Origin of the sequence: Pseudomonas sp. SWI36 (assembly GCF_002948105.1) — a bacterium.
Classification (GTDB): domain Bacteria; phylum Pseudomonadota; class Gammaproteobacteria; order Pseudomonadales; family Pseudomonadaceae; genus Aquipseudomonas; species Aquipseudomonas alloputida.
In genome coordinates this window covers 3,156,102-3,180,068 of sequence record NZ_CP026675.1, presented here as the reverse complement: position 1 = coordinate 3,180,068, position 23,967 = coordinate 3,156,102, and the positions used below count along the sequence as shown (strand labels likewise).

General features: G+C 64.4%; 23 protein-coding genes. 9 read left to right on the top strand and 14 right to left on the bottom strand.

Features of this window, described 5'->3' with window-relative positions; genetic code table 11:
- Positions 1 to 78: 78 nt before the first annotated feature.
- The 3 genes from C4Q27_RS15190 to C4Q27_RS15180 form a co-directional block, all read right to left on the bottom strand.
- Positions 79 to 669 carry an HAD family hydrolase gene (locus C4Q27_RS15190; RefSeq protein WP_003249853.1) on the bottom strand — a complete coding sequence of 197 codons (591 nt, stop codon included), beginning with the start codon at positions 667 to 669 and terminating at the stop codon, positions 79 to 81.
- Positions 666 to 1,535: an acyl-CoA thioesterase II gene (tesB, locus tag C4Q27_RS15185; RefSeq protein WP_104887017.1), complete on the bottom strand. Its 870-nt coding sequence runs from the start codon at positions 1,533 to 1,535 to the stop codon at positions 666 to 668. The genes C4Q27_RS15190 and tesB overlap by 4 nt, the downstream gene beginning before the upstream one ends.
- Positions 1,536 to 1,684: 149 nt before the next feature.
- Positions 1,685 to 2,254, bottom strand: a complete 570-nt coding sequence (locus C4Q27_RS15180; RefSeq protein ID WP_019438917.1) for a GNAT family N-acetyltransferase — start codon at positions 2,252 to 2,254, stop codon at positions 1,685 to 1,687.
- Between the two features lie 179 nt (positions 2,255 to 2,433).
- On the opposite strand from C4Q27_RS15180, the gene C4Q27_RS15175 reads away from it, so the two are divergent.
- From C4Q27_RS15175 to C4Q27_RS15165, 3 genes are all read left to right on the top strand, one after another.
- A complete protein-coding gene (locus C4Q27_RS15175) occupies positions 2,434 to 3,120 on the top strand; it encodes a histidine phosphatase family protein (RefSeq protein ID WP_104887016.1) in 687 nt (228 codons plus the stop codon).
- 115 nt (positions 3,121 to 3,235) lie between these two features.
- Positions 3,236 to 4,150 (top strand): histone deacetylase, encoded by a 915-nt coding sequence (locus C4Q27_RS15170; protein WP_104887015.1) that lies wholly within the window; start codon positions 3,236 to 3,238, stop codon positions 4,148 to 4,150.
- A 148-nt stretch (positions 4,151 to 4,298) separates the two neighbouring features.
- Positions 4,299 to 5,537 carry a TIGR03862 family flavoprotein gene (locus C4Q27_RS15165; protein WP_104887014.1) on the top strand — a complete coding sequence of 413 codons (1,239 nt, stop codon included), beginning with the start codon at positions 4,299 to 4,301 and terminating at the stop codon, positions 5,535 to 5,537.
- Positions 5,538 to 5,641: 104 nt separating this feature from the next.
- On the opposite strand, the gene C4Q27_RS15160 is transcribed toward C4Q27_RS15165, so the two are convergent.
- From C4Q27_RS15160 to C4Q27_RS15140, 5 genes are all read right to left on the bottom strand, one after another.
- Positions 5,642 to 6,973 (bottom strand): DEAD/DEAH box helicase, encoded by a 1,332-nt coding sequence (locus C4Q27_RS15160; RefSeq protein ID WP_104887013.1) that lies wholly within the window; start codon positions 6,971 to 6,973, stop codon positions 5,642 to 5,644.
- A gap of 55 nt (positions 6,974 to 7,028) precedes the next feature.
- Positions 7,029 to 7,949 carry a drug/metabolite exporter YedA gene (yedA, locus tag C4Q27_RS15155; RefSeq protein ID WP_014592487.1) on the bottom strand — a complete coding sequence of 307 codons (921 nt, stop codon included), beginning with the start codon at positions 7,947 to 7,949 and terminating at the stop codon, positions 7,029 to 7,031.
- 139 nt (positions 7,950 to 8,088) lie between these two features.
- Complete coding sequence (locus C4Q27_RS15150) at positions 8,089 to 8,700, bottom strand: PolC-type DNA polymerase III (RefSeq protein ID WP_020192908.1); 612 nt, start codon at positions 8,698 to 8,700, stop codon at positions 8,089 to 8,091.
- Positions 8,701 to 8,709: 9 nt separating this feature from the next.
- Positions 8,710 to 9,189: an NYN domain-containing protein gene (locus tag C4Q27_RS15145; RefSeq protein ID WP_004576858.1), complete on the bottom strand. Its 480-nt coding sequence runs from the start codon at positions 9,187 to 9,189 to the stop codon at positions 8,710 to 8,712.
- Between the two features lie 160 nt (positions 9,190 to 9,349).
- Entirely contained in the window at positions 9,350 to 10,108 is a 759-nt protein-coding gene (locus C4Q27_RS15140) for a DUF2076 domain-containing protein (RefSeq protein ID WP_003249808.1), read from the bottom strand.
- Between the two features lie 167 nt (positions 10,109 to 10,275).
- Here C4Q27_RS15140 and C4Q27_RS15135 point away from each other — a divergent pair, with 167 nt between their 5' ends.
- Positions 10,276 to 10,932 (top strand): YciC family protein, encoded by a 657-nt coding sequence (locus C4Q27_RS15135; protein ID WP_004576859.1) that lies wholly within the window; start codon positions 10,276 to 10,278, stop codon positions 10,930 to 10,932.
- Between the two features lie 86 nt (positions 10,933 to 11,018).
- Positions 11,019 to 11,537 (top strand): hypothetical protein, encoded by a 519-nt coding sequence (locus tag C4Q27_RS15130; protein WP_003249804.1) that lies wholly within the window; start codon positions 11,019 to 11,021, stop codon positions 11,535 to 11,537.
- A gap of 69 nt (positions 11,538 to 11,606) precedes the next feature.
- Here C4Q27_RS15130 and hrpB read toward each other — a convergent pair whose 3' ends face one another.
- Positions 11,607 to 14,135: an ATP-dependent helicase HrpB gene (gene hrpB, locus C4Q27_RS15125; RefSeq protein WP_104887012.1), complete on the bottom strand. Its 2,529-nt coding sequence runs from the start codon at positions 14,133 to 14,135 to the stop codon at positions 11,607 to 11,609.
- Positions 14,136 to 14,251: 116 nt separating this feature from the next.
- Between hrpB and C4Q27_RS15120 the strand changes: the two genes are divergently transcribed.
- Positions 14,252 to 14,671, top strand: coding sequence for a hypothetical protein (locus tag C4Q27_RS15120; RefSeq protein WP_014592516.1), 420 nt, complete (start codon positions 14,252 to 14,254; stop codon positions 14,669 to 14,671).
- A gap of 22 nt (positions 14,672 to 14,693) precedes the next feature.
- The gene (locus C4Q27_RS15115; RefSeq protein WP_010955399.1) at positions 14,694 to 15,566 is read left to right on the top strand and encodes a cation diffusion facilitator family transporter; all 873 of its coding nucleotides are present in this window, start codon (positions 14,694 to 14,696) and stop codon (positions 15,564 to 15,566) included.
- Between the two features lie 27 nt (positions 15,567 to 15,593).
- Here the strand turns inward: C4Q27_RS15115 and C4Q27_RS15110 are convergent, their stop codons facing one another.
- The gene (locus C4Q27_RS15110) at positions 15,594 to 16,430 is read right to left on the bottom strand and encodes a DUF6515 family protein (protein WP_104887011.1); all 837 of its coding nucleotides are present in this window, start codon (positions 16,428 to 16,430) and stop codon (positions 15,594 to 15,596) included.
- Between the two features lie 395 nt (positions 16,431 to 16,825).
- On the opposite strand from C4Q27_RS15110, the gene C4Q27_RS15105 reads away from it, so the two are divergent.
- Positions 16,826 to 17,302: an Lrp/AsnC family transcriptional regulator gene (locus C4Q27_RS15105; RefSeq protein WP_003249795.1), complete on the top strand. Its 477-nt coding sequence runs from the start codon at positions 16,826 to 16,828 to the stop codon at positions 17,300 to 17,302.
- A 53-nt stretch (positions 17,303 to 17,355) separates the two neighbouring features.
- The gene (locus C4Q27_RS15100) at positions 17,356 to 17,559 is read left to right on the top strand and encodes a DUF2788 domain-containing protein (RefSeq protein WP_003249787.1); all 204 of its coding nucleotides are present in this window, start codon (positions 17,356 to 17,358) and stop codon (positions 17,557 to 17,559) included.
- A 113-nt stretch (positions 17,560 to 17,672) separates the two neighbouring features.
- Here the strand turns inward: C4Q27_RS15100 and C4Q27_RS15095 are convergent, their stop codons facing one another.
- From C4Q27_RS15095 to C4Q27_RS15075, 4 genes are all read right to left on the bottom strand, one after another.
- Positions 17,673 to 18,305, bottom strand: a complete 633-nt coding sequence (locus C4Q27_RS15095; RefSeq protein WP_049586600.1) for a pseudouridine synthase — start codon at positions 18,303 to 18,305, stop codon at positions 17,673 to 17,675.
- A gap of 6 nt (positions 18,306 to 18,311) precedes the next feature.
- Positions 18,312 to 19,775 carry an AMP nucleosidase gene (gene amn, locus C4Q27_RS15090; RefSeq protein ID WP_104887010.1) on the bottom strand — a complete coding sequence of 488 codons (1,464 nt, stop codon included), beginning with the start codon at positions 19,773 to 19,775 and terminating at the stop codon, positions 18,312 to 18,314.
- Between the two features lie 105 nt (positions 19,776 to 19,880).
- Positions 19,881 to 21,533, bottom strand: coding sequence for an acyl-CoA dehydrogenase family protein (locus C4Q27_RS15085; protein ID WP_104887009.1), 1,653 nt, complete (start codon positions 21,531 to 21,533; stop codon positions 19,881 to 19,883).
- A gap of 420 nt (positions 21,534 to 21,953) precedes the next feature.
- The gene (locus C4Q27_RS15075) at positions 21,954 to 23,942 is read right to left on the bottom strand and encodes a hybrid sensor histidine kinase/response regulator (RefSeq protein WP_010955403.1); all 1,989 of its coding nucleotides are present in this window, start codon (positions 23,940 to 23,942) and stop codon (positions 21,954 to 21,956) included.
- Positions 23,943 to 23,967: the final 25 nt, after the last annotated feature.

The window sequence follows — 23,967 nt, the reverse complement described above, 5'->3', positions numbered from 1 at the left end:
ACCAAATGACCCGAGACTTGCGCAATACCTGTGGGAGCGGGCATGCCCGCGAAGAGGCCCGCATTGCCAACACAAGCGTCAGCCCAGCATCACCTTCAGCGCCCGGCAATCCGCTGCATGCCAATCCACCAGCTCTGGCCAGGGGTTGTCCGGCAGGTTCACCAGCACCGTGCGCGCCCCCGCCGCCCGCCCGCAGTCCAGGTCAAAGCGGTAATCCCCCACCATCACCAGTTCGCTCGGCGTCACGCCCCAGGCGCTGGCAATCTTCAGCAGCCCATCCGGGCTCGGCTTGGGCGCAGCCTCGTCACGCCCGAGAATGTGTTCCACCGGGAAGCAGTCCGCCAGGCCGATGGCCTCCAGCGTTACATGCGCCAGCTCACGCGCATTGCGGGTCAGAATACCCAGCCGGCACCCGCGCCCGGCCAACTCGCGCACCAGTTCCACCGCCCCGGTGGCCGCCGTGGAGGCCGTTGCCAGGTCCCTTTCGTGCTCCAGCAACCAGGCATGCTTGGCCGCCGCTTCCTCTGCCGGCAAGGCCGCCAGGTGGGTGAGGATGTCGTGTTCGGCCGGGATGTCCAGCGCCACCCGAATGGCGGCGAAGTCGTGCACGGCCACGGTCAGGGTGCCGTCCATGTCGAACACCCAGTTGCGCACCTCGCCCAGGCTCATGCCCAGTCCTTGCGATGGCGAATCAGGCCTTCCTGGCTCGACGATGCCACCAGTTGCCCGGCCTGGTTGAAAATGCTGCCGCGGCAGAAACCACGGGAATTGCCGGCCCAGGGGCTATCGGTGGCGTACAGGAGCCACTGGTCGGCGCGCAGGTTGCCGTGAAACCACAGCGAATGGTCGAGGCTGGCGATCTGCATGTCGCGCTGCCACACCGATTTGCCATGGGGCAGCAACGCCGTGGTCAGCAGGCCGAAGTCCGAGGCGTAGGCCAGCATGTACTTGTGCAGGGCAGGCACGTCAGGCAGGTTGCCGTCGGCGCGGAACCAGGCGTACTTCACCGGGTCGCCCGGCTTGGGGTTGAACGGGTCGCGCTCGGTGACCGGGCGGATCTCGATCGGCTTGGCGCACAGCACCTTGTCGCGGATGCGCTCGGGCAACTGGTCGGCCATGGCACGGGCCAGTTCGACCTCGGTAGGCAGGTTTTCCGGGCCGACCACGTCAGGCATCTGCGCCTGGTGCTCGAAGCCTTCCTCGTCGTACTGGAAAGACGCGCTGCAGGTGAAGATGGTCTTGCCCTTCTGGATCGCCGTCACCCGCCGTGTACTGAAGCTGCCGCCATCGCGCACGCGGTCTACCGAGTACACCACTGGAAGGCTGGCATCGCCCGGGCGCAGGAAGTAGCCGTGCAACGAATGCACATGGCGCGCGTCCTCGACCGTCTGACTGGCAGCCGACAACGACTGGCCCAGCACTTGGCCACCGTAAAGCTGGCGGAAGCCAAGGTCCTGGCTACGTCCACGGAACAGGTTCTCCTCGATGGATTCGAGGCTCAACAGGTCGACCAGGTCGTCCAACACATGACTCATCGGCGGTTCTCCGTAGGAGCGAGCCTAGCTCGCGATGCGCCGCCCGAGCGGCGCTCGATTTCACAGGCGCTGAACGTGTTACGGGCAAGCGCCTTCCAAGTAGGCAAATGATACAGCGTTTGTCATTCGCACCGGGCATGGCTGTGCATTCAGGCGCGCAGGGTGCGCTCCCAGTGCGCGCGATCGATCCGGTACAGCACATGCGGGCGCAGCGGGTGGCCGATGGGCAGGCGGGGGTGCTCGAAGCTGCCTTGCAGGTCCTGCTGCATGCCGATGGCTTGCATCACCTTCTGCGACGGCAGGTTGCATTCGCTGGTGAACGACACGACCTCTTCCAGGCGCAACTGGGCAAAGGCACAACGCAGGCAGGTCCACGCCGCTTCGCTGGCAAAGCCCAGGCCCCAGTGACGGCGTGCCAGACGCCAGCCGATCTCCACCGCCGGGGCAAAAGGCGCGTCGAAGTTGACATTGAGCAACCCGGTCATGCCGATGAACGCGCCACTGTCCTTGCGCTCCAGGGCCCACAAACCAAAACCGTACTCATTGAAATGCCCACGCACGCGGCCGATCAACGCAGCCGCCTCAACGCGCGTCAGCGGCGCCGGAAAGTAGCGCATTACCTGTGGGTCGGCGCACAGCGCGGCGAACTCGCGCAAGTCATCGTCATGCCATTGGCGCAGCACCAGCCGTGCGCTTTCCAGTTCGAGGATGGGGGTCATCGGGCCTGCTCCGGTTTACCGCCTTGCAGTTTACAGCGTAGGCGCGGGCGCGGGTTTCACCCAGCCGGCAGCCGCCAAATGCAATTTTCACACGCCCTTCACTGGCCCCCAACAGGCCGCTTGGCAGGATGCCGCCATCCACCACCGCGCCAGCCGCGGTACTGCCAACGGAGCAACGCATGCTATCGAGCAACACCCTGGGGCACCCCGCCATTCATGCCCGGCGCAAGCGACGCCTGACTCGCAAAGCCGTCGGAGCCGCCCTGGGCCTGTGCATGGTCGTGGCGGCGTTGACCACCTGGCTGGCGACGAGGACGCACATCGTGGACCTTGGCAACGAGCAACAACTGAGTGACAGCGGCCTGCTGCAGGACTGGGCCGACGGTGCGGTGATGGTGATGATCCGCCACGCCGAACGCTGCGACAGCGCCCCCGGCCCCTGCCTGGAAGACCCCACGGGGATCACCCTGAGCGGTAGCCAGGCCGCTGCCCGCGTTGGCCAAGGGCTGCAACGGCTGGGCCTGAACAGCGCCGACTTGCTCACCAGCCCTAAACTGCGCACCCGGCAAACCGCGCACTTCATACTGGGTCAGGCGGTGGCCAGCGAGGACTGGCTCGAAAGCTGCGACAGCCAGTTCGCCAACGAAGCGCTTGCACACAAACGCGCGGGCCACAACCTGGTGCTGGTGACTCACAACGGCTGCATCGACCACTTTGCCCGCCAGCAGCACGTTGCTGGCGGCGAACGTCAAAGCAACTATGCCAGCGCCCTGTTCGTATCGGTGGATGGCAATGGCAAGGCACGTATCCTCGGGCGACTGAACGAACCTGACTGGCAACGCGTATTGGCCAGCACAGAAAAATAGCCCTCAAACATAAACGCCATCTCTGTGGGAGCGGTACCGGCGCAAGAAACAGGTACTCCCATTGCAGTCACCCGTCATGGCAAGATCAGCACTGGCCCTGATTGCGACCCCATCCATGCCGTTGCCGCTGATCTACCACGAAGATTACAGCCCGGAGTTCCCCGCTGAACACCGCTTCCCGATGGACAAGTTCCGCCTGCTGCACGACCACCTGGTCGGCAGCGGGCTGACCACCGACCAGGCCCTGCTGCGCCCGGACATCTGCCCCAACGACATCCTCGCCCTGGCCCATGACCACAGCTACATTGAGCGCTACATGAACGGCGAGCTGTCGCGCGAGGACCAGCGCCGCCTCGGCCTGCCCTGGAGCGAGGCCCTGGCCCGGCGTACCGTGCGCGCTGTCGGTGGCTCACTGCTGACCGCCGAGATGGCGCTGCAGCACGGCATCGCCTGCCACCTCGCCGGTGGCACCCACCACGCCCATTACGACCACCCCGCCGGCTTCTGCATTTTCAACGACCTGGCGGTCATCAGCCGCTACCTGCTGGAAGCAGGCCGGGTACACCGGGTGCTGATCTTCGACTGCGACGTGCACCAGGGTGACGGCACCGCGCGCATCCTGCACGACACGCCCGAGGCCATCACCGTGTCGCTGCACTGCGAGCAGAACTTCCCCGCCCGCAAGGCACAAAGCGACTGGGACATCCCCCTGCCCCGAGGCATGGGCGACGCGGCCTACCTGAAGGTGGTGGACGACGCTCTCAACTACCTGCTGCCGCTTTATCAACCCGACCTGGTGCTGTATGACGCCGGTGTCGATGTGCACAAGGACGATGCCCTGGGCTACCTGCAGCTGACCGACGCAGGCGTTGCCGCCCGTGACGAAGCCGTGCTGCGCCACTGCCTGGGCCGCGATATCCCGGTGATGGGCGTGATCGGCGGAGGCTACAGCAAGGACCGCACAGCCTTGGCCAGACGCCACGGCATCCTTCACCACAGCGCGGCACGTGTCATAGGTTGTTCACAATGACTGTGGAACCGCTTGTGGATAACCTGCGCGAAAGGCGCTGTAGCCCTTTACTGGCAAGGCCTGCATGACACTGGCTATTTTTTGACCAGTGCTTCCAAGGGCAGCGCTGCGGTAGAATGCGCCTCTTTTCCACAGCCTGCTGCCCACCATGCCCGATCTGACCCCCGCATCCCCTCCCCCCGCTGTCGTCATCGGTGGCGGCCCCGCCGGCCTGATGGCGGCCGAAGCACTGGCCAAGGCAGGCCTGGCGGTCGAGGTGTTCGATGCCATGCCTTCAGTGGGCCGCAAGTTCCTGCTGGCGGGTGTCGGGGGCATGAACATCACTCATTCCGAGCCCTACCCGGCGTTCGTGGCACGCTATGCCGAACGCCAGGGCGAAATCGAGGCCCTGCTACGCGACTTCGATGCGGACGCATTGCGCCAGTGGATTCATGGTTTGGGCATCGAAACCTTCGTCGGCACCTCAGGCCGGGTGTTCCCCACCGACATGAAAGCCGCACCGTTGCTGCGTGCCTGGCTCAAGCGCCTGCGCGACAACGGGGTAGTTATCCACACCCGCCATCGCTGGTTGGGCTGGAACACCGATGGCAGCTTGCGAATTGCTTATCCACAGGGCGAACGGCAGGTGAAAGCCTCGGTCGTGGTGCTGGCGCTGGGTGGCGCCAGCTGGGCGCGCTTGGGTTCTGACGGCAGCTGGCAACCGCTGCTGGCAGAACGGGCTGTGGATATCTCGCCCCTGCAGCCGAGCAACTGCGGTTTTGAAGTAGAGGGCTGGAGCGCGCTGCTCAAGGACAAGTTCGCGGGCGCACCGCTGAAGAACATCGCCCTCAGCGTCCCGGGCAGCCCACCGCGCAAAGGCGAGTTCATCCTCACCGCCCAAGGTGTGGAAGGCAGCCTGGTGTATGCCTGGTCGGCACCGGTACGCGAGGCCATCCACCGTGAAGGCCGCGGGGTACTGTTGCTCGACCTGCTGCCGGACAAGCCTGTGGACAAGATTGCCCAGGCACTGGCCAAACCGCGCGGTTCACGCTCCATGGCCAAGCACCTGCACAGCCAGCTGGGGATTGATGGGGTCAAGGCGGCACTGCTGCGCGAACTGACCGATCAGGCGACCTTTGCCGACGTTGATGCTCTGGCCCGGGCCATCAAGGCATTGCCCATCACCCTGGTACGCACGCGGCCGCTGGATGAAGCGATCAGCAGTGCCGGCGGGGTCCGCTTCGAGGGCCTGGATGAGGGGTTGATGGTCAAGGGCATGCCGGGGGTGTTCTGTGCCGGCGAGATGCTGGACTGGGAGGCGCCGACCGGGGGGTATCTGCTCACGGCGTGCTTTGCCAGCGGCTTGCGCGCCGGGCGGGCAGCGGCAGATTGGGTGCGGGCTTCCTGACAGCTGGCCGGGGCGGCTTCCACAGTACTGCGTCAATCCAGATTGTGCAGCCCATGTGGGAGCGGCCTTGCGTCGCGAAAGGGCCGCAAAGCGGCCCCAAAACCTCAAGGCTTGCGCTTGCGCGGCCCACCATTGAAGCTCGGCACCTTGCGCACAGCCTTCACCGCCGGTTCCGCACTGCCGGCTTCAGTGCTGTCCATCCAGCGCCCCAGCCCGCGCTTGGCGCTGTTTTCTTTCGGCTTCTTGGGCTTCTTCGGTTTCTTGATAACCTGCCCACTGGCATCGGTCATCGGCACCCGGTGCTCGGGGATGAAATCTGGCTCTTCGTGACGCGGCAGGGTCTGCCGGGTCAGCACCTCGATAGCCGCCAGCAGTTGCACTTCATCCGCACACACCAGCGAAATCGCCTCGCCCTTGTTGCCCGCCCGCCCGGTACGCCCGATGCGGTGCACGTAGTCTTCGGCAACGATCGGCAGGTCGAGGTTGACGACCAGCGGCAAGTCATCGATATCCAGGCCACGGGCCGCCACATCGGTCGCCACCAGCACTTGCACCTCACGGGCCTTGAAGCTGTCCAGCGCACGCTGGCGGGTTGCCTGTGGGCGGTCACCGTGGATGCCGTCGGCATTCACGCCTTCGGCCAGCAAGCGCTCCACCAGCTGATCGACGCCATTGCGGGTCTTGGCGAACACCAGCACCTGCTTCCAGCGCTGCTTGCGCAGCAGGTGGCAGAACAGGTCGGCCTTACGCTTCTTGTCCACAGGCACCAGCCACTGCTTGACGCTGGCGGCCGTGGCGTTGCGCGGGCTCACTTCGATACTGAGCGGGTCATTCAGCGCCAGCCCCGCCAGCATGCGAATCTGATCGGAGAAGGTGGCGGAAAACAGCAGCGTCTGGCGCTTGCGCGGCAGTGCCGCATACACCGACTGCAGCTCTTCGGCAAAGCCCAGGTCAAGCATGCGGTCGGCTTCATCCAGCACCAGGGTCTGCACCTGGTTGAACTTCACGGCGTTCTGCCGGAACAGGTCGAGCAAGCGGCCGGGGGTAGCCACCAGCAGGTCGACACCCCGGCGCAGGCGCATCATCTGTGGGTTGATACTGACCCCGCCATACACCGCGTAGGTACTCAGCGGCAGGTTCTCGGCGTATTCGCGCACGTTGTTGTGCACCTGCTCGGCCAGCTCGCGAGTGGGTACCAGCACCAAGGCGCGGATCGAGTTGCTGGCCACCTTCTCGCCCTCCAGCGCCAGGCGCTGCAGCACAGGCAGGGCAAAGCCTGCAGTCTTGCCGGTACCGGTCTGGGCTGCGGCCATCAGGTCGCGGCCGGCCAGCACGGCGGGGATGGCTTTGGCCTGCACCGGGGTCGGGGTGGTGTAGTCCAGTTGCTGCAGCGTACGCAGCAGCGGTTCGATCAGGCCGAGTTTGGCGAAATTCATGGCAATACCGTCAGGGGGTTCAGCGAAGGCGGCAAGTTTACCGCATCGTCCCTGCCTACTTGCAGATTTCACCTTTCAACGGTGGCACTGGTTCAGGTGCCTTGCGCCACTGCGGCAAGCCGATCAGCACCACCGCGCCGATGATCACTGCCATCGCCACACACTCTTCCGCGCCAATCTGCTCACCGGCAAAGACGATCCCCAGCAGCACCGCCACCGCCGGGTTGACGTAAGCGTAGCTGGTGGCCGCTGCCGGGCGCACGTGCTTGAGCAGGTACATGTAGGCACTGAACGCCAGGATCGAACCGAAGAACACCAGGTAGGCCAGCGCCCCCCAGCCAGCGGCGGTCGGCAGCTGTGTCATGCGTTCGCCCGATAGCACACTGCCCAGCAACAGCACCGCCCCCCCGACCAGCATTTCCGCTGCGCTGGCCATCGGCCCCTGGGGCAGCGGCAAGGTCTTGCTCCACACCGAGCCGAACGCCCAGGACGCTGCCGCGAAGATGATCAGCGCCGCACCTATCGGGCTTGCCTGCAGGTTGGAGCCCAGGTTCAGCAGGCCGATGCCCACCAGCCCAAGGGCTATCCCTGCCCACTCCAGCTTCGAATTGCGGTGCCCGAACAACAGGCCGAACAGCAAAGTGAACAGCGGCACCGTCGCCACCGCCAAAGCCGCCACGCCCGAAGCCACGCCGGCATGCTCGGCCACGGTCACCCCGCCGTTGCCACAGCTGAGCAACAAGAAACCGATCGCTCCTGCCGCCCGCCATTGCGGCCAGGTAGGTGCCGGCACGCCGCGCCAACGCAGGAAGCCGTACAGCAGGCCACCGGCGATCAGGAAGCGCACACCGGCCATGAGCATCGGAGGCCAGCTCTCGACGCCGATGCGAATGAACAGGTAAGTGGAACCCCAGACCAGATACAGGGCCAGGAAGGCGCCAATCAGCAGCAGCGGGAAACGACGGGAGGCAGGCATGGGGGAAACTCGAAATCCGTTTACGGGTGCCTCAGTTTAACGGCCTGCCTGGGTGAAGGGACGTTACAGAACGGGTTCAAATGAGCGGCACAATTCTGGTGCGTTCGCCGTAGGCGACCCTCCCCCAGACGTTCACTGGCTAATCCCTGCAGTACTTGGCCAGCGCTTCGCGCAGTTTCGCAGCCGGGGTCTTCTGCAGCCGGCAAAGCAGCTCGTGCGACAGTTGCTGAACCCCGTGGTCCTGGCGCAACACACCCGCCAGATGCTGCAGCAGGTTGGCGGCCATTTCGGCATCGGCCATGGCCCGGTGCGCAGTCCCCGTGTCCGGCAACCCAGCCCAGCGTGTCAAAGTGCCCAGCTTGTGGTTCGGCGCGGCGGGCAGCAGGCGCCGTGACAGCAACAGGGAACACGCAAAGGGCTGGCTGCGGCTGCGGCCAATACGGCCCAGCTCGTAGTCCCAGAACTTCTGGTCGAAAGCAGCGTTGTGCGCCAACAATGGGGTACCACCGACAAACTCGGCCACCTCGTTCATCACTTTCTCCACCGGCGGCGCACTGCGCAGCATGGCGGTGGTGATGCCGGTCAGCCCTGCGACGAAGGCGGGCACCGGCACGCCAGCGTTCATCAGGCTCTGGTAGCGCTCGACAATGCGCCCACCCTCGAGCATTACCACCGCCACCTCGGTGGCACGGCAGCCGGTACCGGGGGAAATGCCGGTGGTTTCAAAGTCGATGACAGCGATACGTTCCATGAAAAGACCTTAGTGTTTGAGCAACAGCGCGCCTTCGATGGGCACGTAGCGGGTGGCAGCACGGATCAGTGACAACGCCGTCAGCCCCGGTACGCCATACACCACCGCTTCGGTGCCATGGCGCTGGATTACCCGTTCCAGCAGCAGGTCGAAATCACCGTCGCCGGAGGCCAGCACCACTTGGTCGACCCGGCTGGCCGCGTCGATCACATCCAGGGTAATGCCCACATCCCAGTCGCCTTTGGCCGAGCCATCGCTGCGCTGGATGAACGGTTTGAGGCGCACATCGAAACCGAGGTTGCGCAAGATCTGCTGGAACTGCTGCTGTTTGCTGTCGCCACGGTCGATGGCATAGGCCACGGCCTCGACGATCTGGCCTTCGCGGCTGACATCAGCCCACAGGGCGGTGTAGTTGAAGTGGCAGCCGTGGGCCTGGCGTACGGTGTAGTAGAGGTTCTGCACATCGGCGAACAGCGCGATCTTTTTCACCTGGGAACCTCATTTTTGGCCTGGAGTGCTGGGGGGCTGCTGCGCAGCCCTTCGCGGGCACGCCCGCTCCCACAGGTATCGCGCGTACACCTGTGGGAGCGGGCGTGCCCGCGAAGGGGCGCAAAGCGACCCCGGAAATGCCAGCAGTATGCCAGACCTGTCAGACGTAAGAATCGTCGTCCGAGAAGAACCCACCGTCATCGCTGCCAAAACCACCGTCGGCGTATCCGCCCTGGTCACTGCCCCAGCCACCGTTGTCAGCCACTTGCTGCTGCCCGCCCTGGTCGTTCCAGCCACCACTGTCGCTGGCTGGCGCCGGCTCTTCCTTGATGACCTCGACCACTTCTTCCGGTTGCGAGTTGTGGTTGAACAGGCTGCTGATACCCTGCGCCAGCAGCACACCACCGGCCACACCGGCGGCGGTCTGCATAGCCCCGCCAAGGAAGCTGCTGGCCCCGCTGCGCGCAGGCGCGGCGCCATAGCCAGGCTGCGGCGCCTGAGGTTGGCCAAAACCAGGGGCCGACGGCTCGCGCCAGCCACCACCGGACGCTACAGGGGGCGCCGAAGGGCGCTGTGGCTGCACCGCCGGCGCTGCGTTGCGCCCACCCGAACCAAAGATGCTGGACAAGAAACCACCCCCGCCATTGCTCGGCGCACTGCTGGTGGCTTGTGCCGCCTGAGCCTGGGCACGGGCCTGCTGCAGCTCGGCTTCCAGCTGCTTGTTCTGTTCGTCGAGGCGCTTGATTGCGGCCTCCTGCACCAAAATCGCCTGGGCCATGTAGTAAGGCGCCGCCGGTTGCTGACGCACGTGCTGCTCGATGCACGCCTGGGCTTGCGCGTCACGCGGCTGGCTCGGGTCTTCGGCTTGCTTGAGGCGGCCGAACAGGCCGTCAATCAGGGTTTGTTCTTCAGTGTTCATGGGGCGACCTCGTGGGGTAGCGGGACATCGGACAGCGTCAAAGATGGGGCGTACAGGCGCGGGATTCAATCACTGCTGCGGTGAAACTTTTTTCAGCAAGTGACAGCCCCAGGCCTGCTTTGGGCTAAAGTTAGGCCCCTGTTTTTACTGCCATGCGATGTTGACTGATGAATCCGCTGAGCGTTTTGCGCGACTCCTTGTACTTCTTCCGCCGTCACCTGCCAAACATCCTGCAGCTGTGCCTGCCGCTGGTGGTGGTGGAAGCCCTGGTCACCCAATTGCTGTACCGGCAGCTGGGCGACCAGGCATCACCGGCCTACGGCATGCTGGTCAGCCTGTTGTTCTACCCGCTGTACAGCGCAGCCCTGATCCTGTACCTGGACACGCGCAGCAACGGCCAGGAAATCGCCAAGCGCGACCTGTTCGCCCGCGCCCTGCAGCTGTGGCCGCAACTGGCCCTGCTGATCCTGATCAGCTCGCTACTGATCATGGCCGGCCTTGCGCTGTTCATCTTCCCGGGGGTGTGGATCATGATCAACCTGGTGTTCGCCGAGTACCTGCTGGTGCTGCGCGGCCGGCCGGTGGTACAGGCGATGCGCGACAGCGCAAGCATGACCACCGGGCATTTCATGCGCATCATGATCTGCGTGGTAGGCGTGCTAGCACCGATCTGGCTGATCGACGGGCTGCTGCTGATGGCCTTCCCCGAGCCATCACCCGGGATGGAACTGGCCATGGACAGCCTCAGCGGCTTCCTGCAACTGTTCAGCACCGTGGTGCTGTATCGCCTGTTCATGTTGCTGGAAGGCGAAGCCAGCACCTGAGGCCACCGGGGAATGTTTTCGGCCTGCCGGGCTGCCCAGCCTTGGCGCCAGAGTGCACATCCTCAATGCTGTTCTAGGAGTGCACCATGAACGAAACCATTCAGGCCAGGTACGCCAGGTCTTTTCGCGGCAAGCTGTACATGCGCGCCGTCGACCGGGACATCCCACTACGCCTCAGCCGCAGTTCAGACAAGTTCAGCTGGGGCATTACCCCAGAGGATGACTGGTTGCAGGCGGGGGGAAGGCAGGACTCGCCGGTGATGGACTTTCATTACCACTCGCGGACCAACGATCGCCTGCACTACCGCATCAGCATGCCTGGGCGCCCGGAGACCAAGAAACTAGGGGTCAGCCGCAATGGTTATCTGGGCTTTTACTGGCATGCAGACGTTAGCGAATACTGGAAAATCGAGCCGCTGGCGCTGACAGATGAAGGCCTTGTCTGCCATCTGCGCGACCAGCGGGGCTACAGGGTCGGCGCCCTCACGGATACGCCGCACAGGAGTGGGGAGTGGGTAGCCTTGCTCAACGTCGAGGAAGGCGAAGTGATCACTTTCCTATTGAGGCAAGCAGATCAAGCTTCTCTGGCGGGTGCAATACGATGAATGGCACGACCACTGACACGTCGTGCCCAGCACATGATTTTTTCGGCCTGCCGCACTCGGTGCTGTGCATCAGCGCCCTCTCGGCTTGGCCCGCGCCGTAGCCTCGGCCACCAAAGGGTCGTCCGGCCAGTAATGCTTCGGATAGCGCCCTTTCAGGTCTTTCTTCACCTCGGCATAGGTCGTGCGCCAGAAGCTGGCCAGGTCCTGGGTCACCTGCACCGGCCGACGTGCCGGTGACAGCAGGTGCAGCTTGACCTGCTGCCGGCCGTTGGCGATGCGCGGGGTATCGGCAAGGCCGAACAGTTCTTGCAGACGCACGGCGAGAATCGGCGGGGTTTCGCTGTAATCCAGGCGGATGTTCGAGCCGGACGGCACGGCCAAATGCGCCGGAGCCTGTTCTTCCAGGCGTTGCGGCAGCGGCCAGGGCAGCAGGTTGCGCAGCATCGACGGCAAGTCCAGCGCGGCAAAGTGGCTGAGGCGCGATACTTTGCTCAGGTAAGGCTGTAACCAGTCTTCCAGGCTGGCCAGCAGCGCCTCGTCCCCCAGATCAGGCCATTCGCTGTGGCCATCCTTCTGCAGGTCGAGCTGACGCAGCAGCGCCACACGTGCCTGCCATTGCCGCAGTTCCGGCGTCCAGGTCAGCAGGTTCAAACCTTTGCGCCGGACCAGGCCAAGCAGCGCCCTGGCCCTGGCTTCGTCATCCAGCCCGGGCAGCGGCTCACGGCTGAGGACCAGTTCGCCAACCTTCACCTGACGCTCGGCGCGCAACACCTGCTCGCGCTCGTCCCAATCGAGGATATCGACCCTCTCGACCTGCTCGGCCAGTACACCCTCGAGCAACGCCGGATCGAATTCGGCTGCCAGATAGATCCGCTCCTCACGCTGCCCCTGGCGGCTACCCAGGTCGGCGATCACCAGCCATGGGCACTTCATCAATGCATCGACTTCGCCAAACAGGGCCGCACGGCCGTTGGCGAGCCGATACTCCGCCCCACCCGCCCGGCGCTGCTGGGCGACCCGGTCAGGGTAGGCCAGCGCCAGCAGGGCGCCCAGCCAGCGTGGGTGGTCCGGGTCGGCGACCGGCGCACCGACCTTGCCACGCAACAGGCCACGGTACTGCCGGGCCAGCTGACGAGCACGCTGCACACCCCCCTGGCCGCCACGCGCAGCCTTGCTCTCACCGCTGACCAGCGCAAGCCGGCTGTGCAAGTCGGCACCACCGCCACGCTGAATGTCCCGCTCCCCCAGCAGTGCAGCCACATCGCATGCCATCTGTGCCAGGCCCAGGTCCTGGCCGCGCAGCAACAAGTGCGCGATGCGTGGGTGAGCCGGCAGTTCGGCCATGGCCTGGCCATGTTCGCTGAGGGTGTCGCGGCTGCCCGGCTTGAAGGCGCTGAGTCGCGCCAACAGGTCCTGTGCCTGGGCGAACGCTGCAGCCGGTGGCTGGTCGAGCCAGCGCAACTGCTCGGGCGTTACACCCCAGCGCGCCAGCTGCAGGGCCAGCCCGGCCAGGTCGGCCTGGAGAATCTCGGCACTGCCATGGGCGGCCAGCTGGTCATGCTGGGCCTCGGACCAAAGGCGGTAGCACACGCCGGGCTCCAGGCGGCCGGCACGCCCCGCGCGCTGGGTGGCGCTGGCGCGGGAAATGCGCTGGGTGTCCAGGCGGGTCATGCCGCTGCCGGGGTCGAAGCGCGGCACCCGGGCCAGGCCTGCGTCGATCACCACGCGCACGCCATTGATGGTCAGGCTGGTTTCGGCGATGTTGGTGGCCAGCACCACCTTGCGCAGGCCCTTGGCCGGCGGGTCGATAGCGGCGCGCTGGGCATTGAGGTCGAGCTCGCCATGCAGCGGGCACAGCAGAATCTCGGGGCGCGTCCCCAGCGCCTCCTGAAGGCTTTGGTGAACCCGGCGGATCTCGGCTTGCCCAGGCAGGAACACCAGCACGCTGCCGGCCTGGTCAGCCAGCGCATGCAGCACGCAGTCCACCACCCGTGGCTCGATGAACTCGCCTGGCTGAAACGGCCGCCCCCAGCGGATATCCACCGGATGCATGCGGCCTTCGCTGCTGACCACCGGGGCATCGTCCAGCAACCGCGACAGGCGCTCGCCTTCCAGGGTGGCGGACATCAGCAGAATCTTCAGTGGCGGGTCGTCACGCAGCAACTCGCGGCCGTTAAGGCTCAGCGCAAGTGCGAGATCGGCATCCAGGCTGCGCTCGTGAAATTCGTCGAAGATCAGCAGGCCCACACCTTCCAGCGCCGGGTCGGCTTGCAGGCGGCGTGTGAGGATGCCTTCGGTCACCACTTCGATACGGGTTTTCGGCCCGACCTTGCTGTCCAGACGGATGCGGTAACCCACCGTTTCCCCAACCTGCTCGCCCAGCTCACTGGCCAGCCGTTCGGCCGCTGCCCGCGCAGCCAGGCGCCGTGGCTCGAGCATTAGGATGCTCTGCCCGGCCAGCCACGGTTCGTGCAGCAGCGCCAGTGGCACGCGGGTGGTCTTGCCAGCGCCAGGCGGCGCTTCAAGCACCACTTCGTCACGGTTTTCCAGAGCCTGGCGCAGGGCGGGCAAGGCAGCATCAATGGGTAATGAAATCATGGTGGTCCTCGAACAGTGTCGCGAGTATAACGGCGAACCCAGCCTGCTCTATCATGGTCTTAACATCAGGTGCAGGCGCTTCGCTTGTCCTGCTGAACACCTTTTCGGAGATTTACATGCGTATCTCGACCCGCGTCATCGGTGGCGCCCTCATCGCCACCCTGCTGACCCAACTGACGGCCTGCGGCACCATTTTCTACCCGGACCGGCGCGGCCAGATCGGCGGCAAGATCGACCCTGTGGTTGCCGCCATGGATGCCATTGGCATCCTGTTCTATGTAATCCCGGGGCTGATTGCCTTCGGTATCGACTTTGCCACCGGCGCCATCTACTACCCAGGTGGCCGCACTGCCCAGGTTGACCCGGCCAAACTGCAGGAAGCCGTCAGCCCCGATGGCAAGGTCGACAACCTGAAGTTGCAGGCCATTCTGGAAAGCGAACTGGGCCAGCGCCTGCCGCTGAACGACCCACGGCTGATCCAGCACCGCGGCAGCATCGAACAACTGGCCAGCCTGGGCCTGGTCCCGGCAGCCTGAGCCACAAGGACACTGACCACGGATGATCACTACCCCGGCTGAACACCAGCGCCTGCTCCGCCTGGCCACGCGCGCTTCACTGGCGGTGGCCGGCATCCTGGTGCTGAGCAAGGCGCTGGCCTGGTGGCTGAGCGGGTCGGTGAGCTTGCTGGCCGGGCTGACCGACTCGGCACTGGACGCCGTGGCCTCGTTCCTCAACCTGCTGGCGGTGCACTATGCCCTGCGCCCGGCCGACGACGATCACCGGTTCGGCCATGGCAAGGCCGAGGCCTTGGCCGGTATGGCGCAGGCGCTGTTCATCGGTGGCAGTGCGGTGCTAATCGGTGTACAGGCGGTCGAGCGCCTGTACACCCCGCAACCGCTGGGTGATACCTCCATCGGTATCGCGGTGATGCTGCTGTCGCTGGTGCTGACGGTCGCCCTGCTGGCGCTGCAGTACAAGGTCATCCGGCTCACCGGCTCCACTGCGGTACGGGCAGATTCCCTGCACTACCGTTCTGACTTGTTGCTCAACGGCAGCATTCTGCTGGCCCTGTTGCTGACGCGTTTTGGCTGGCCGCAGCTGGATGCGCTGTTCGGCCTGGGCATCGCCTTTTACATCCTCTGGAGCGCGTTGCAGATTGCCCGCGAAAGTACGGCCATCCTGATGGACAAGGCCTTACCCGGCGATGTTGGCGAGGACATGACCGCGCTGGTGCTGGCCGTTGCAGGCGTGAAAGGCGTGCATGACCTGCGCACGCGCGTGTCGGGCAACCAGTGGTTTGTGCAACTGCACCTGGAACTGCCGGGGCAACTGCCGCTGCATGAGGCGCATAGCTTGTGCGTGGAAGCCTCGCGGGTGATCCGCCAGCGTTACCCACAGGCAGACGTGATGGTGCACGCCGACCCGGTATGAGGTAATTAATCCCTACCCCTGCAGGGTTCAGTTGATGCTGTAACCCCGACCACTGAAACAGGCCCCCAGCGCCCGCTGGTAGTGGCTGAGCACAGTGGCCGCCGGTGCGTACGTCGCCGTCGCCGGGTCGAAGCCCGATTGGCTCACCGCCCAGCGATGGCACTGGTAGCGGTCCCGCTCCTGCTGTTCCTGACCCTGGCCATACATCGGATAGGCCACCACGTCATACCCGCCATTTGCCGGGGCCACCGGCACGGGCGACGGCACGCCGACCGGCGGGTTGACCACCACATATTCCTGGCTGTCTGCCAGGTACTGGTAATAGGTATCGGCCACCAGAAAGAACAGCGCACCACCCAACCACACTTCCCGCGCATAAGGCGGCAGGTAATTGACCCGCACGCCGTACGGCGGGGTCACCACGATGTAACTGCCCCCGTGCGGGCGGTACCAGTAACCCCCGGAGTAGAAATAGTCAGCGCCCCGGTAGGGTACTTTCCAGTAGCGGTCAGGAAAATGATCCACCGTGTGCCCTGGGCGATACTGCGGCCCAGGCCCCCAGCCATTGCCATGGCCATCCGGGCGCCCCTGCCAGTCGCCACCGGGCCGTTGCCCCGGGCCACCGGTTTGCCAGTGGTGATCATCACCGTGGCGGCGGGGGATGTCCTGGTAATACCCCTGGCGCGGCGGTTGGGTCTGGCGCACTTCGTCGCGCGAGTTGAGCGAGCGCCCCGGTTCACTCTCACCTTGCACCTGCTGGCCACGTTCACCGTGCCCCTCGCCGGGCCCTTCAGCCAAGGCCCCAAGGCTGATGCTCAAACCCAGTAAACCAACACCTGCCAACTGCCAGATGCGCGACGTCATGGTGTTCCTCTCGGTAGAAAAAACTGCAACCAACGCCAGTCTACCGTGCCCACCACACAGGCCAATTAAAATTCCCGACATGAAAAAAGGGAGGCCACAGGGCCTCCCTTCAGGAATTGTCGTCCGTGCTCGGCACTTGTGGCGCCGGCTCACCTCACACCGTCTTCTGGAGGGTGTGTAGCCCGGGGGCCTGCAGATCCTGTTGGATGGCTGGCCGCGACCGCCCGCCTAGGGCGCGTCGCCGTGGACTGATGTCCGGGCAGTGATTCTGGTGATAAAGATACCGGACGGGTTGCGACAGAGGATTGCGAAGATTGCTCAGATAAATAGCACTTGCGCAATTTTTCACCCTGGATTGATAATTCGCAGCAATCCGAACAGAAAAGGCAAATGCCATGAGCAAACTTGACCGCTACGACCTGAGCATCCTCGCCGAATTGCAGCGCGATGCGCGCATTTCCAACCAGGAACTGGCCGAACGCATCGGCCTGTCGCCATCGCCATGCTCGCGTCGGGTCAAGCAACTGGAGGACGACGGCTATATCTCGCGCCAGGTGGCCCTGCTCGACCGCAAGAAGCTGGGCCTGAGCCTGACCGCCTATGTGTTGATAGGTATGGACCGCCACACCCCGGAGCGCTTTGAAACATTCGAGGCCGCCATCCGCAACCTGCCACAGGTACTCGAGTGCAGCCTGGTCACCGGCATGGATGCCGACTATCAGTTGAAAGTGGTGGTGCCGGACATGGACCACTACCAGAAACTGCTTCTAGGCAGCCTGACCCGTATCGAAGGCGTCACCAGCGTGCGCTCGAGCTTCGTGCTCAACCAGGTGTTGGCCAGCACCGAGCTGCCATTGACCCACCTGCGTTAATTGCTTACCCAGCCGACGTATAATCGGACGCTCAACCCGCCTGGAGAACACCGATGGATCCCGCCGTATTCGAAGAATGGATGATGATCATCCTGGTCACCGTGTTGATCGGTTTCATGGGTTTCATCGTCTGGGACCTGGCAAAAAAGTCCAAGGCGGGTAAGTTCGGGACGCTGATCCTGTTCTTCGTGCTGGGCCTGGGGGTGCTGGCCTTCATCATCAAAAGCGTGGTGGTGGGGTTTCTGGAAGGCGTATAAAACATTTCAGGGCCATTCGCGGGCACGCCCGCTCTCACAGGTTGGGCGCTGCCTTCAAGTACTGCACCGTAACTTTGGGAGCGGGCGTGCCCGCGAACAGGCCCTGACCTGAACTAAAGCCTGGCAGGGACCTCCCGCCAGCAACCCTGCTCCAGCCCATCCAGCGCCCAGTCACCAATCCGCACGCGCACCAGGCGCAAGGTCGGCAAGCCCACTGCTGCCGTCATCCGCCGCACCTGGCGGTTACGCCCTTCGCGAATCACCAGCTCCAGCCAGCTGGTCGGCACGCTCTTGCGAAACCGTACCGGCGGGTTACGCGGCCACAGTTCGGGTTCTTCCAGGCGCCGCGCCTCAGCCGGCAAGGTCGGCCCATCGTTCAGCTCCACGCCATCACGCAAGCGCTGCAACTGCTCGTCACTCGGTTCACCCTCCACCTGCACCCAGTAGGTCTTGGCCAGCTTGTGCTTCGGATCGGCAATCCGCGCCTGCAACCCGCCATCGTTGGTCAGCAACAGCAAGCCTTCGCTGTCGCGATCCAGCCGCCCGGCCGGGTATACGCCCGGAATGTCGATGAAGTCCTTGAGCGTCGCGCGCCCTTCACCGTCGCTGAACTGGGTCAGCACGTCGAACGGTTTGTTGAACAGGATCAGGCGCGGCTCGGCGGGTGGCGCCTTGGCCTGGCGACGCGGGCCGGCGGCAGGCCGCGCCTGAGGGCGGCGCGGCTTGTTACGGGGTGGCAGTGACATGAATCCTCAGCGGAACGGCGGCTCATCGAAGCTCCGCAGTTTACGCGAGTGCAGCGAGTTGAGCTCGGTGCGCAGCAGGTCGAGGGCAGCAATGCCGATCTTCAGGTGCTGGCTGACCGCCCGGTTATAGAAGGCGTTGGCCGAACCTGGCAGTTTGATCTCGCTGTGCAGCGGCTTGTCGGACACGCACAGCAAGGTGCCGTAAGGCACGCGCAAACGGTAGCCCTGGGCAGCAATGGTGCCGCTTTCCATGTCCACCGCCACGGCACGCGACAGGTTGATCAGCGGGCGTTCCTGAGCCCAGCGCAGCTCCCAGTTGCGGTCGTCGTAGGTCAGCACGGTGCCGGTGCGCAGGCGCTTTTTCAACTGCTCGCCACGCTCGCCAGTGACCTGCGCGGCGGCCTCCTGCAAGGCCATTTGCACTTCGGCCAGGGCCGGGATCGGGATATTCGGCGGCACGACCCGGTCGAGAATGCCGTCACGGCGCATATAGGCGTGTGCCAGCACGTAGTCGCCGATGGTCTGCGACTGCCGCAGGCCGCCGCAGTGGCCGATCATCAGCCAGCAATGCGGGCGCAGCACGGCCAGGTGGTCGGTGATGTTCTTGGCGTTGGACGGTCCCACACCAATGTTGACCAAGGTAACGCCATCGCCGTCGGCGGCGATCAGGTGGTAAGCCGGCATCTGGTAGCGGTGCCAGACCACGCTGGCCACCAGGGCCTGGGTTTCGCCATGGTCCATGCCCTTTTCGATCACGACGTTGCCCGGCAGCACCATACGCATGAAGCGTGGGTCGTCACGCAGTTGTTCCAGGCCATGGCTGATGAACTGGTCGACATAGCGGTGGTAGTTGGTCAGCAGGATCCACGGCTGTACATGGCGCCAGTCGCTGCCGGTGTAGTGCACCAGGCGGCGTAGCGAGAAGTCGACGCGCGCGGCATCGAACAATGCCAGTGGCATGATTTCAGCACGGTCCCAGTCGTACAGGCCATCAGCGATGTTGTCGGTGGCCGCCGACAGGTCGGTGCTGGGGAACACCCGCGCCAACTGCGCAGCGGTAATGCCGCTGCCAGCCAATTCGTCGCCCTGGTCGACCACATAGGGGTAAGGGATGTTCTGCTCGCTGACGCCGACTTCTACCGTAACGGTGTAGTCATGCATCAGCGGGCGCAGTTGCTCCAGCAGGTAGCCACGGAACGCAGCGGGCTGGGTGACGGTGACGCTGTAGGTGCCGGCAACCTGGACCTTGGCATAGGCGCGGGTGGTGGCGGCGACTTCGCCATGGCTGTAGTAGGTCAGGCGCAGAGCCGGGTAGCGGAACAGGTCGCGCTCATCGGTATCGGGCTCGGTACGGTCCTTCAGGTAACGCTTCAGGGCCTGACTCAGGGCACCTGTGGCCTGTTCATGCAAGGCCGCCAGACGGTCGACGGCCTGTTCGGGGGTATCAACGACTACAAAAGCGTGGCTCACACTGTGCTTCCTGTCTGGACATGCATGTGATCCATCTTGCCTGCCTTCTTGGTTAAATACACCCCCATTGATCGGTGTTGGGTTCATTCGCGGGCAAGCCCGCTGCTACAGGGGCCAGGCAGGCGTAGCCCTTGTGACCAATGCCATCACATCCACACCTCGCGGCAGCGCCCCGTACACCCGGCCACCACCGGCCAGGCGGCTGCCGATAAACGCATCACTGACGTCTGCATTCCCGGCCTCCAGCAGCAGCTTGGCCTGCAACGCCAGGGCAATATCCTCGGTCAGCTGCCTCGCGCGGTACTGCATGTCACCGGTGTCGGCAAACGCCCCCTTGAGGTTGCCGATATGCGCCGCCAGTCGCGGGTCGCCATGCCCGTCACCCAGCTCGACAAACAGTGCATCGAGTACGCCCGGCTCCTTGGACAAGGCCCGCAGCACATCCAGGCACTGCACGTTGCCCGAGCCCTCCCAGGTCGAGTTGACCGGTGCCTCGCGGTACAGCCGTGGCAGAATGCTGTCTTCCACATAACCCGCGCCACCCAGGCATTCGGCGGCCTCGTTGATCATGGCCGGCGCACGTTTGCAGATCCAGTACTTGCCCACCGCCGTGACCAGCCGGGCAAAATGCGCCTGTTGCGGGTCGTCCAGTTGCTCCAGCGCCTGGCCCATGCGCAAGCTCAGGGCGAGCGCAGCCTCGCTTTCCAGGGCCAGGTCGGCCAGCACGTTCTGCATCAATGGCTGCTCGTTCAGCACCCGCCCGCCGACCTTGCGATGCGCGCAATGGTGAGCCGCCTGCGTCAACGCCTGGCGCATCAGCGCGCTGGAGCCGACCATGCAATCAAACCGGGTCATGGCGACCATCTCGATGATGGTCGGCACGCCGCGTCCCTCTTCGCCGATCATCCACGCCAGCGCACCGCGGAACTCCACCTCGCTGGAGGCGTTGGAGCTGTTGCCCAGCTTGTTTTTCAGGCGCTGGATATAGAACTGGTTGCGGTTGTCATCGGGGCGGTGGCGCGGCAGCAGGAAGCAGCTCAGGCCTTTTTCGGTTTGCGCCAAGGTCAGGAAAGCGTCGCACATCGGCGCCGAGCAGAACCACTTGTGGCCAACCAGCTCATAAGCCTGCCCCGGGCCCGGCGCACCGACCGGATAGGCCCGGGTAGTGTTGGCGCGCACATCGGTGCCGCCCTGCTTTTCGGTCATCGCCATGCCCAGGGTGACCCCGGCCTTGTGCCGGTCGCCAACGTTGCGCGGGTCATATTCGCAGGCAAGGATTTTCGGCAGCCAGTATTCAGCCAGCTCAGGCTGCAGGCGCAATGCCGGCACGGCGGCAAACGTCATGGTCAGCGGGCAGCCGGTGCCGGCCTCGGCCTGGCTGTGCAGGTAGGTCATCGAAGCCCGTGCAACATGGGCGCCAGCACGGGGCTCGGCCCATGGCAAAGAAGGCAGGCCATGTTCGACGGCGGTACGCATCAACTCATGGTAGGCCGGGTGGAACTCGACCAGATCGATGCGATGGCCATAGCGGTCGTGGCTGCTGAACTCGGGTTTGTGCGCGTTGGCCAGGAAGCCTGCCTGCATCAGCGGGCCGCCGGCCAGGGCACCATAGGCGTCGATCCGCGACTCGGCCCAGCCCGCGCCAAAACGCCTTGACCATTCTTGCAAGGGCAGGTCGAGGCGGTACAGGTTGGCACCGTCGAGCGGCGGCGGCTGGTTGGTGACTTCGTGGGTTTCAGCGTACTGGTGCAGGCTCATCGGGGGGCTCCTGGATCCGGGTAGGCTTGAGAGACCCAGTGAAGCACTGCTTGCGGGGTAGTCAAAGGGGTATTAATGACTAAACGTGTGATTGCTGGCGTGCGCGCGCGCGTAGGTGGCGGCAACGGTGAACGGCGGGTGGATATCGGCCAGCAGACCCGGCCCTTTCGCGGGTGAACCCGCTCCTACAACGACCTGTGCTGTGTTGGAGCGGGTTTACCCGCGAATACGGTGGTGGCGGCAACGGTGAACGGTGGGTGGATATTGGCCAGCAGATCCGGCCCTTTCGCGGGTGAACCCGCTCCTACAACGACCTGTGTGTAGGAGCGGGTTTACCCGCGAATACGGTGGTGGCGGCAACGGTGAACGGTGGGTGGATATTGGCCAGCAGACCCGGCCCTTTCGCGGGTGAACCCGCTCCTACAGCGAGCGCCGCGCCTGCAGCATGTGCGGGCTCATCTGCGCCTGCGAAATCGCCATGTTCAAACTCAACTCGAAGCGGCTACCCAGCCCGCGCGTCGATTCATGCGCCAATCTGGCCCCCAGCAACTCCCCCATCTGCCGGCAAATCGACAACCCAATCCCCAAACCGCCATACCGCCGGGTCATCGAACCATCGACCTGGAAGAACCGCTGGTACAGGGTCGACTGCTCCAGATCATCGAAACCGATACCGCTGTCGCTGACGGTAAAGGTCAACGCCAGATCATCCGGTCCCACCCGGCGGCCACGCACCTGGATCATCACACCGCCCTGATGGGTGAACTTCAAACCGTTGTCCACCAGGCAACCCAGGCAGTGCGCCAGTTTCTGCCCGTCACCGAGCAGCCCGTCCGGCAGGTCGGCCGGAATGTCCAGGCTCAGGTACAGGCCTTTGCCCAGCGCCTGCCCGGCATAACCGGCGCGCAAACCCTGCAACAGGGCGCGCAGGCTGAACGGTGCCGGCTGCGCCCGCAGGCGGCCGGCCTGCAATTCGGACAGGGTAAGAATGGCATCGACCATATCCATCATGCCTTGGGCAGACCCCACTGCCGTGTGATGGTACTGAGCCATTTCAGCCCCCATCGGCAGGGTGTGCATCAGCTCGAGCGAGCCAATCACCCCATTCATCGGGGTGCGCAGTTCATGAGTCACGCTGGCCAGGAACTCGTCCTTCAGGCGATTGCTCCTGGCCAGCTGCAGGTTCAGTTGCTCCAGCGTACGCCCAGTGTCGCGCAAGGTCTGTGCCTGCTGCTCGCGCAGGCTGTTGATGCGGTCGGCCAGTGCCAGCGACAGCAAGGCCACTTCCAAGGCCGAACCCAGCTGGCTGGCATACATGGTGATGAACACGTTCGGCAGGTAGCCCAGTACCATCAAGGTGTTGACCAGTCCGCCAAGCAGGAACGCCGTCCAGGCGATGATGAACCAGCGCGCCACTCGCAAGCCGCGCCACCAGGCATACAGGCCGGCGCTGAAGACGCTTATGGTGAACAGCAGCGCCAGCAGCGTGGCCATGCGCAGCGCAATGCCGTAAGGCATGCTCACCGCCAGTACCATGACCAGCGCCCCCCCCAGCATCAGCAGTTGCAACAGGCGATCGAAGCCACGGTTGAGGCTGCCCAGTTGCAGGAAGTGCCGGGCGAACTGGCAACCGAACAGCCCGGCTGCACCAATGAACAAAGGCGTGGAGGCGTTCGCCCACCAAGGGCTGTCTGGCCAGAAATAGGCTACACCGGCGCCGTTCACCGAGACCTGGTAAAGGCCGAACGACGCGATGTAAAGGATGTAATAGAGGTAGCTGACGTCACGCACGCTGAGGTAGATGAACAGGTTGTACACCAGCATCACCAGTAAAACACCGTAGATCATCCCCAGCACATACAGGCGCGTGGGCTGCTCTTCCAGGTAGGCTTCAGGGGACCATAACGCCAGCGGCGCTTGCACCGAACCCTGGCTGTGCAGCCGCAGGTACGCGGTGGTCACCTTGCCTGGCGGCAGTTGCAGTTCGAACAAGTAGTTGTTCTGCCGGATCTGCCGGCTGTCGTAGGGCAAGGCATCGCCGGTGCGCTGCGCCAGGCGGTACAGGCCGCTGCTGTCAGGCAAATACAGTTCGAGGTGATCCAGCGGCGGGTAGGCCAACTCCAGCAGCCATGACCGCGGGGCAGCGTTGGGCGCGGCAGTGGGGCGCAGTTCGACCTTGAGCCAGAACACCGAGGTGGAGTAACCGGCGTTCAGCACATCCTCATGGTGGGGCTGAAAGTGTTTGGCGAAACCGGGGGCACTGACCTGAGCGATGCTGGCATTGCCATCGGGGTCTTCATAAACCTGCATGGCCTTGCCCAGTGGAAGATGCCGGGTAGCGTCGTCGAAATCGACCGCTCCGGCCAGCACGGGCAGCAAACCCAGAAGCACAATCAGCAAATAGCGCATACAGCCCCAGCATGGCCTGTCCGGT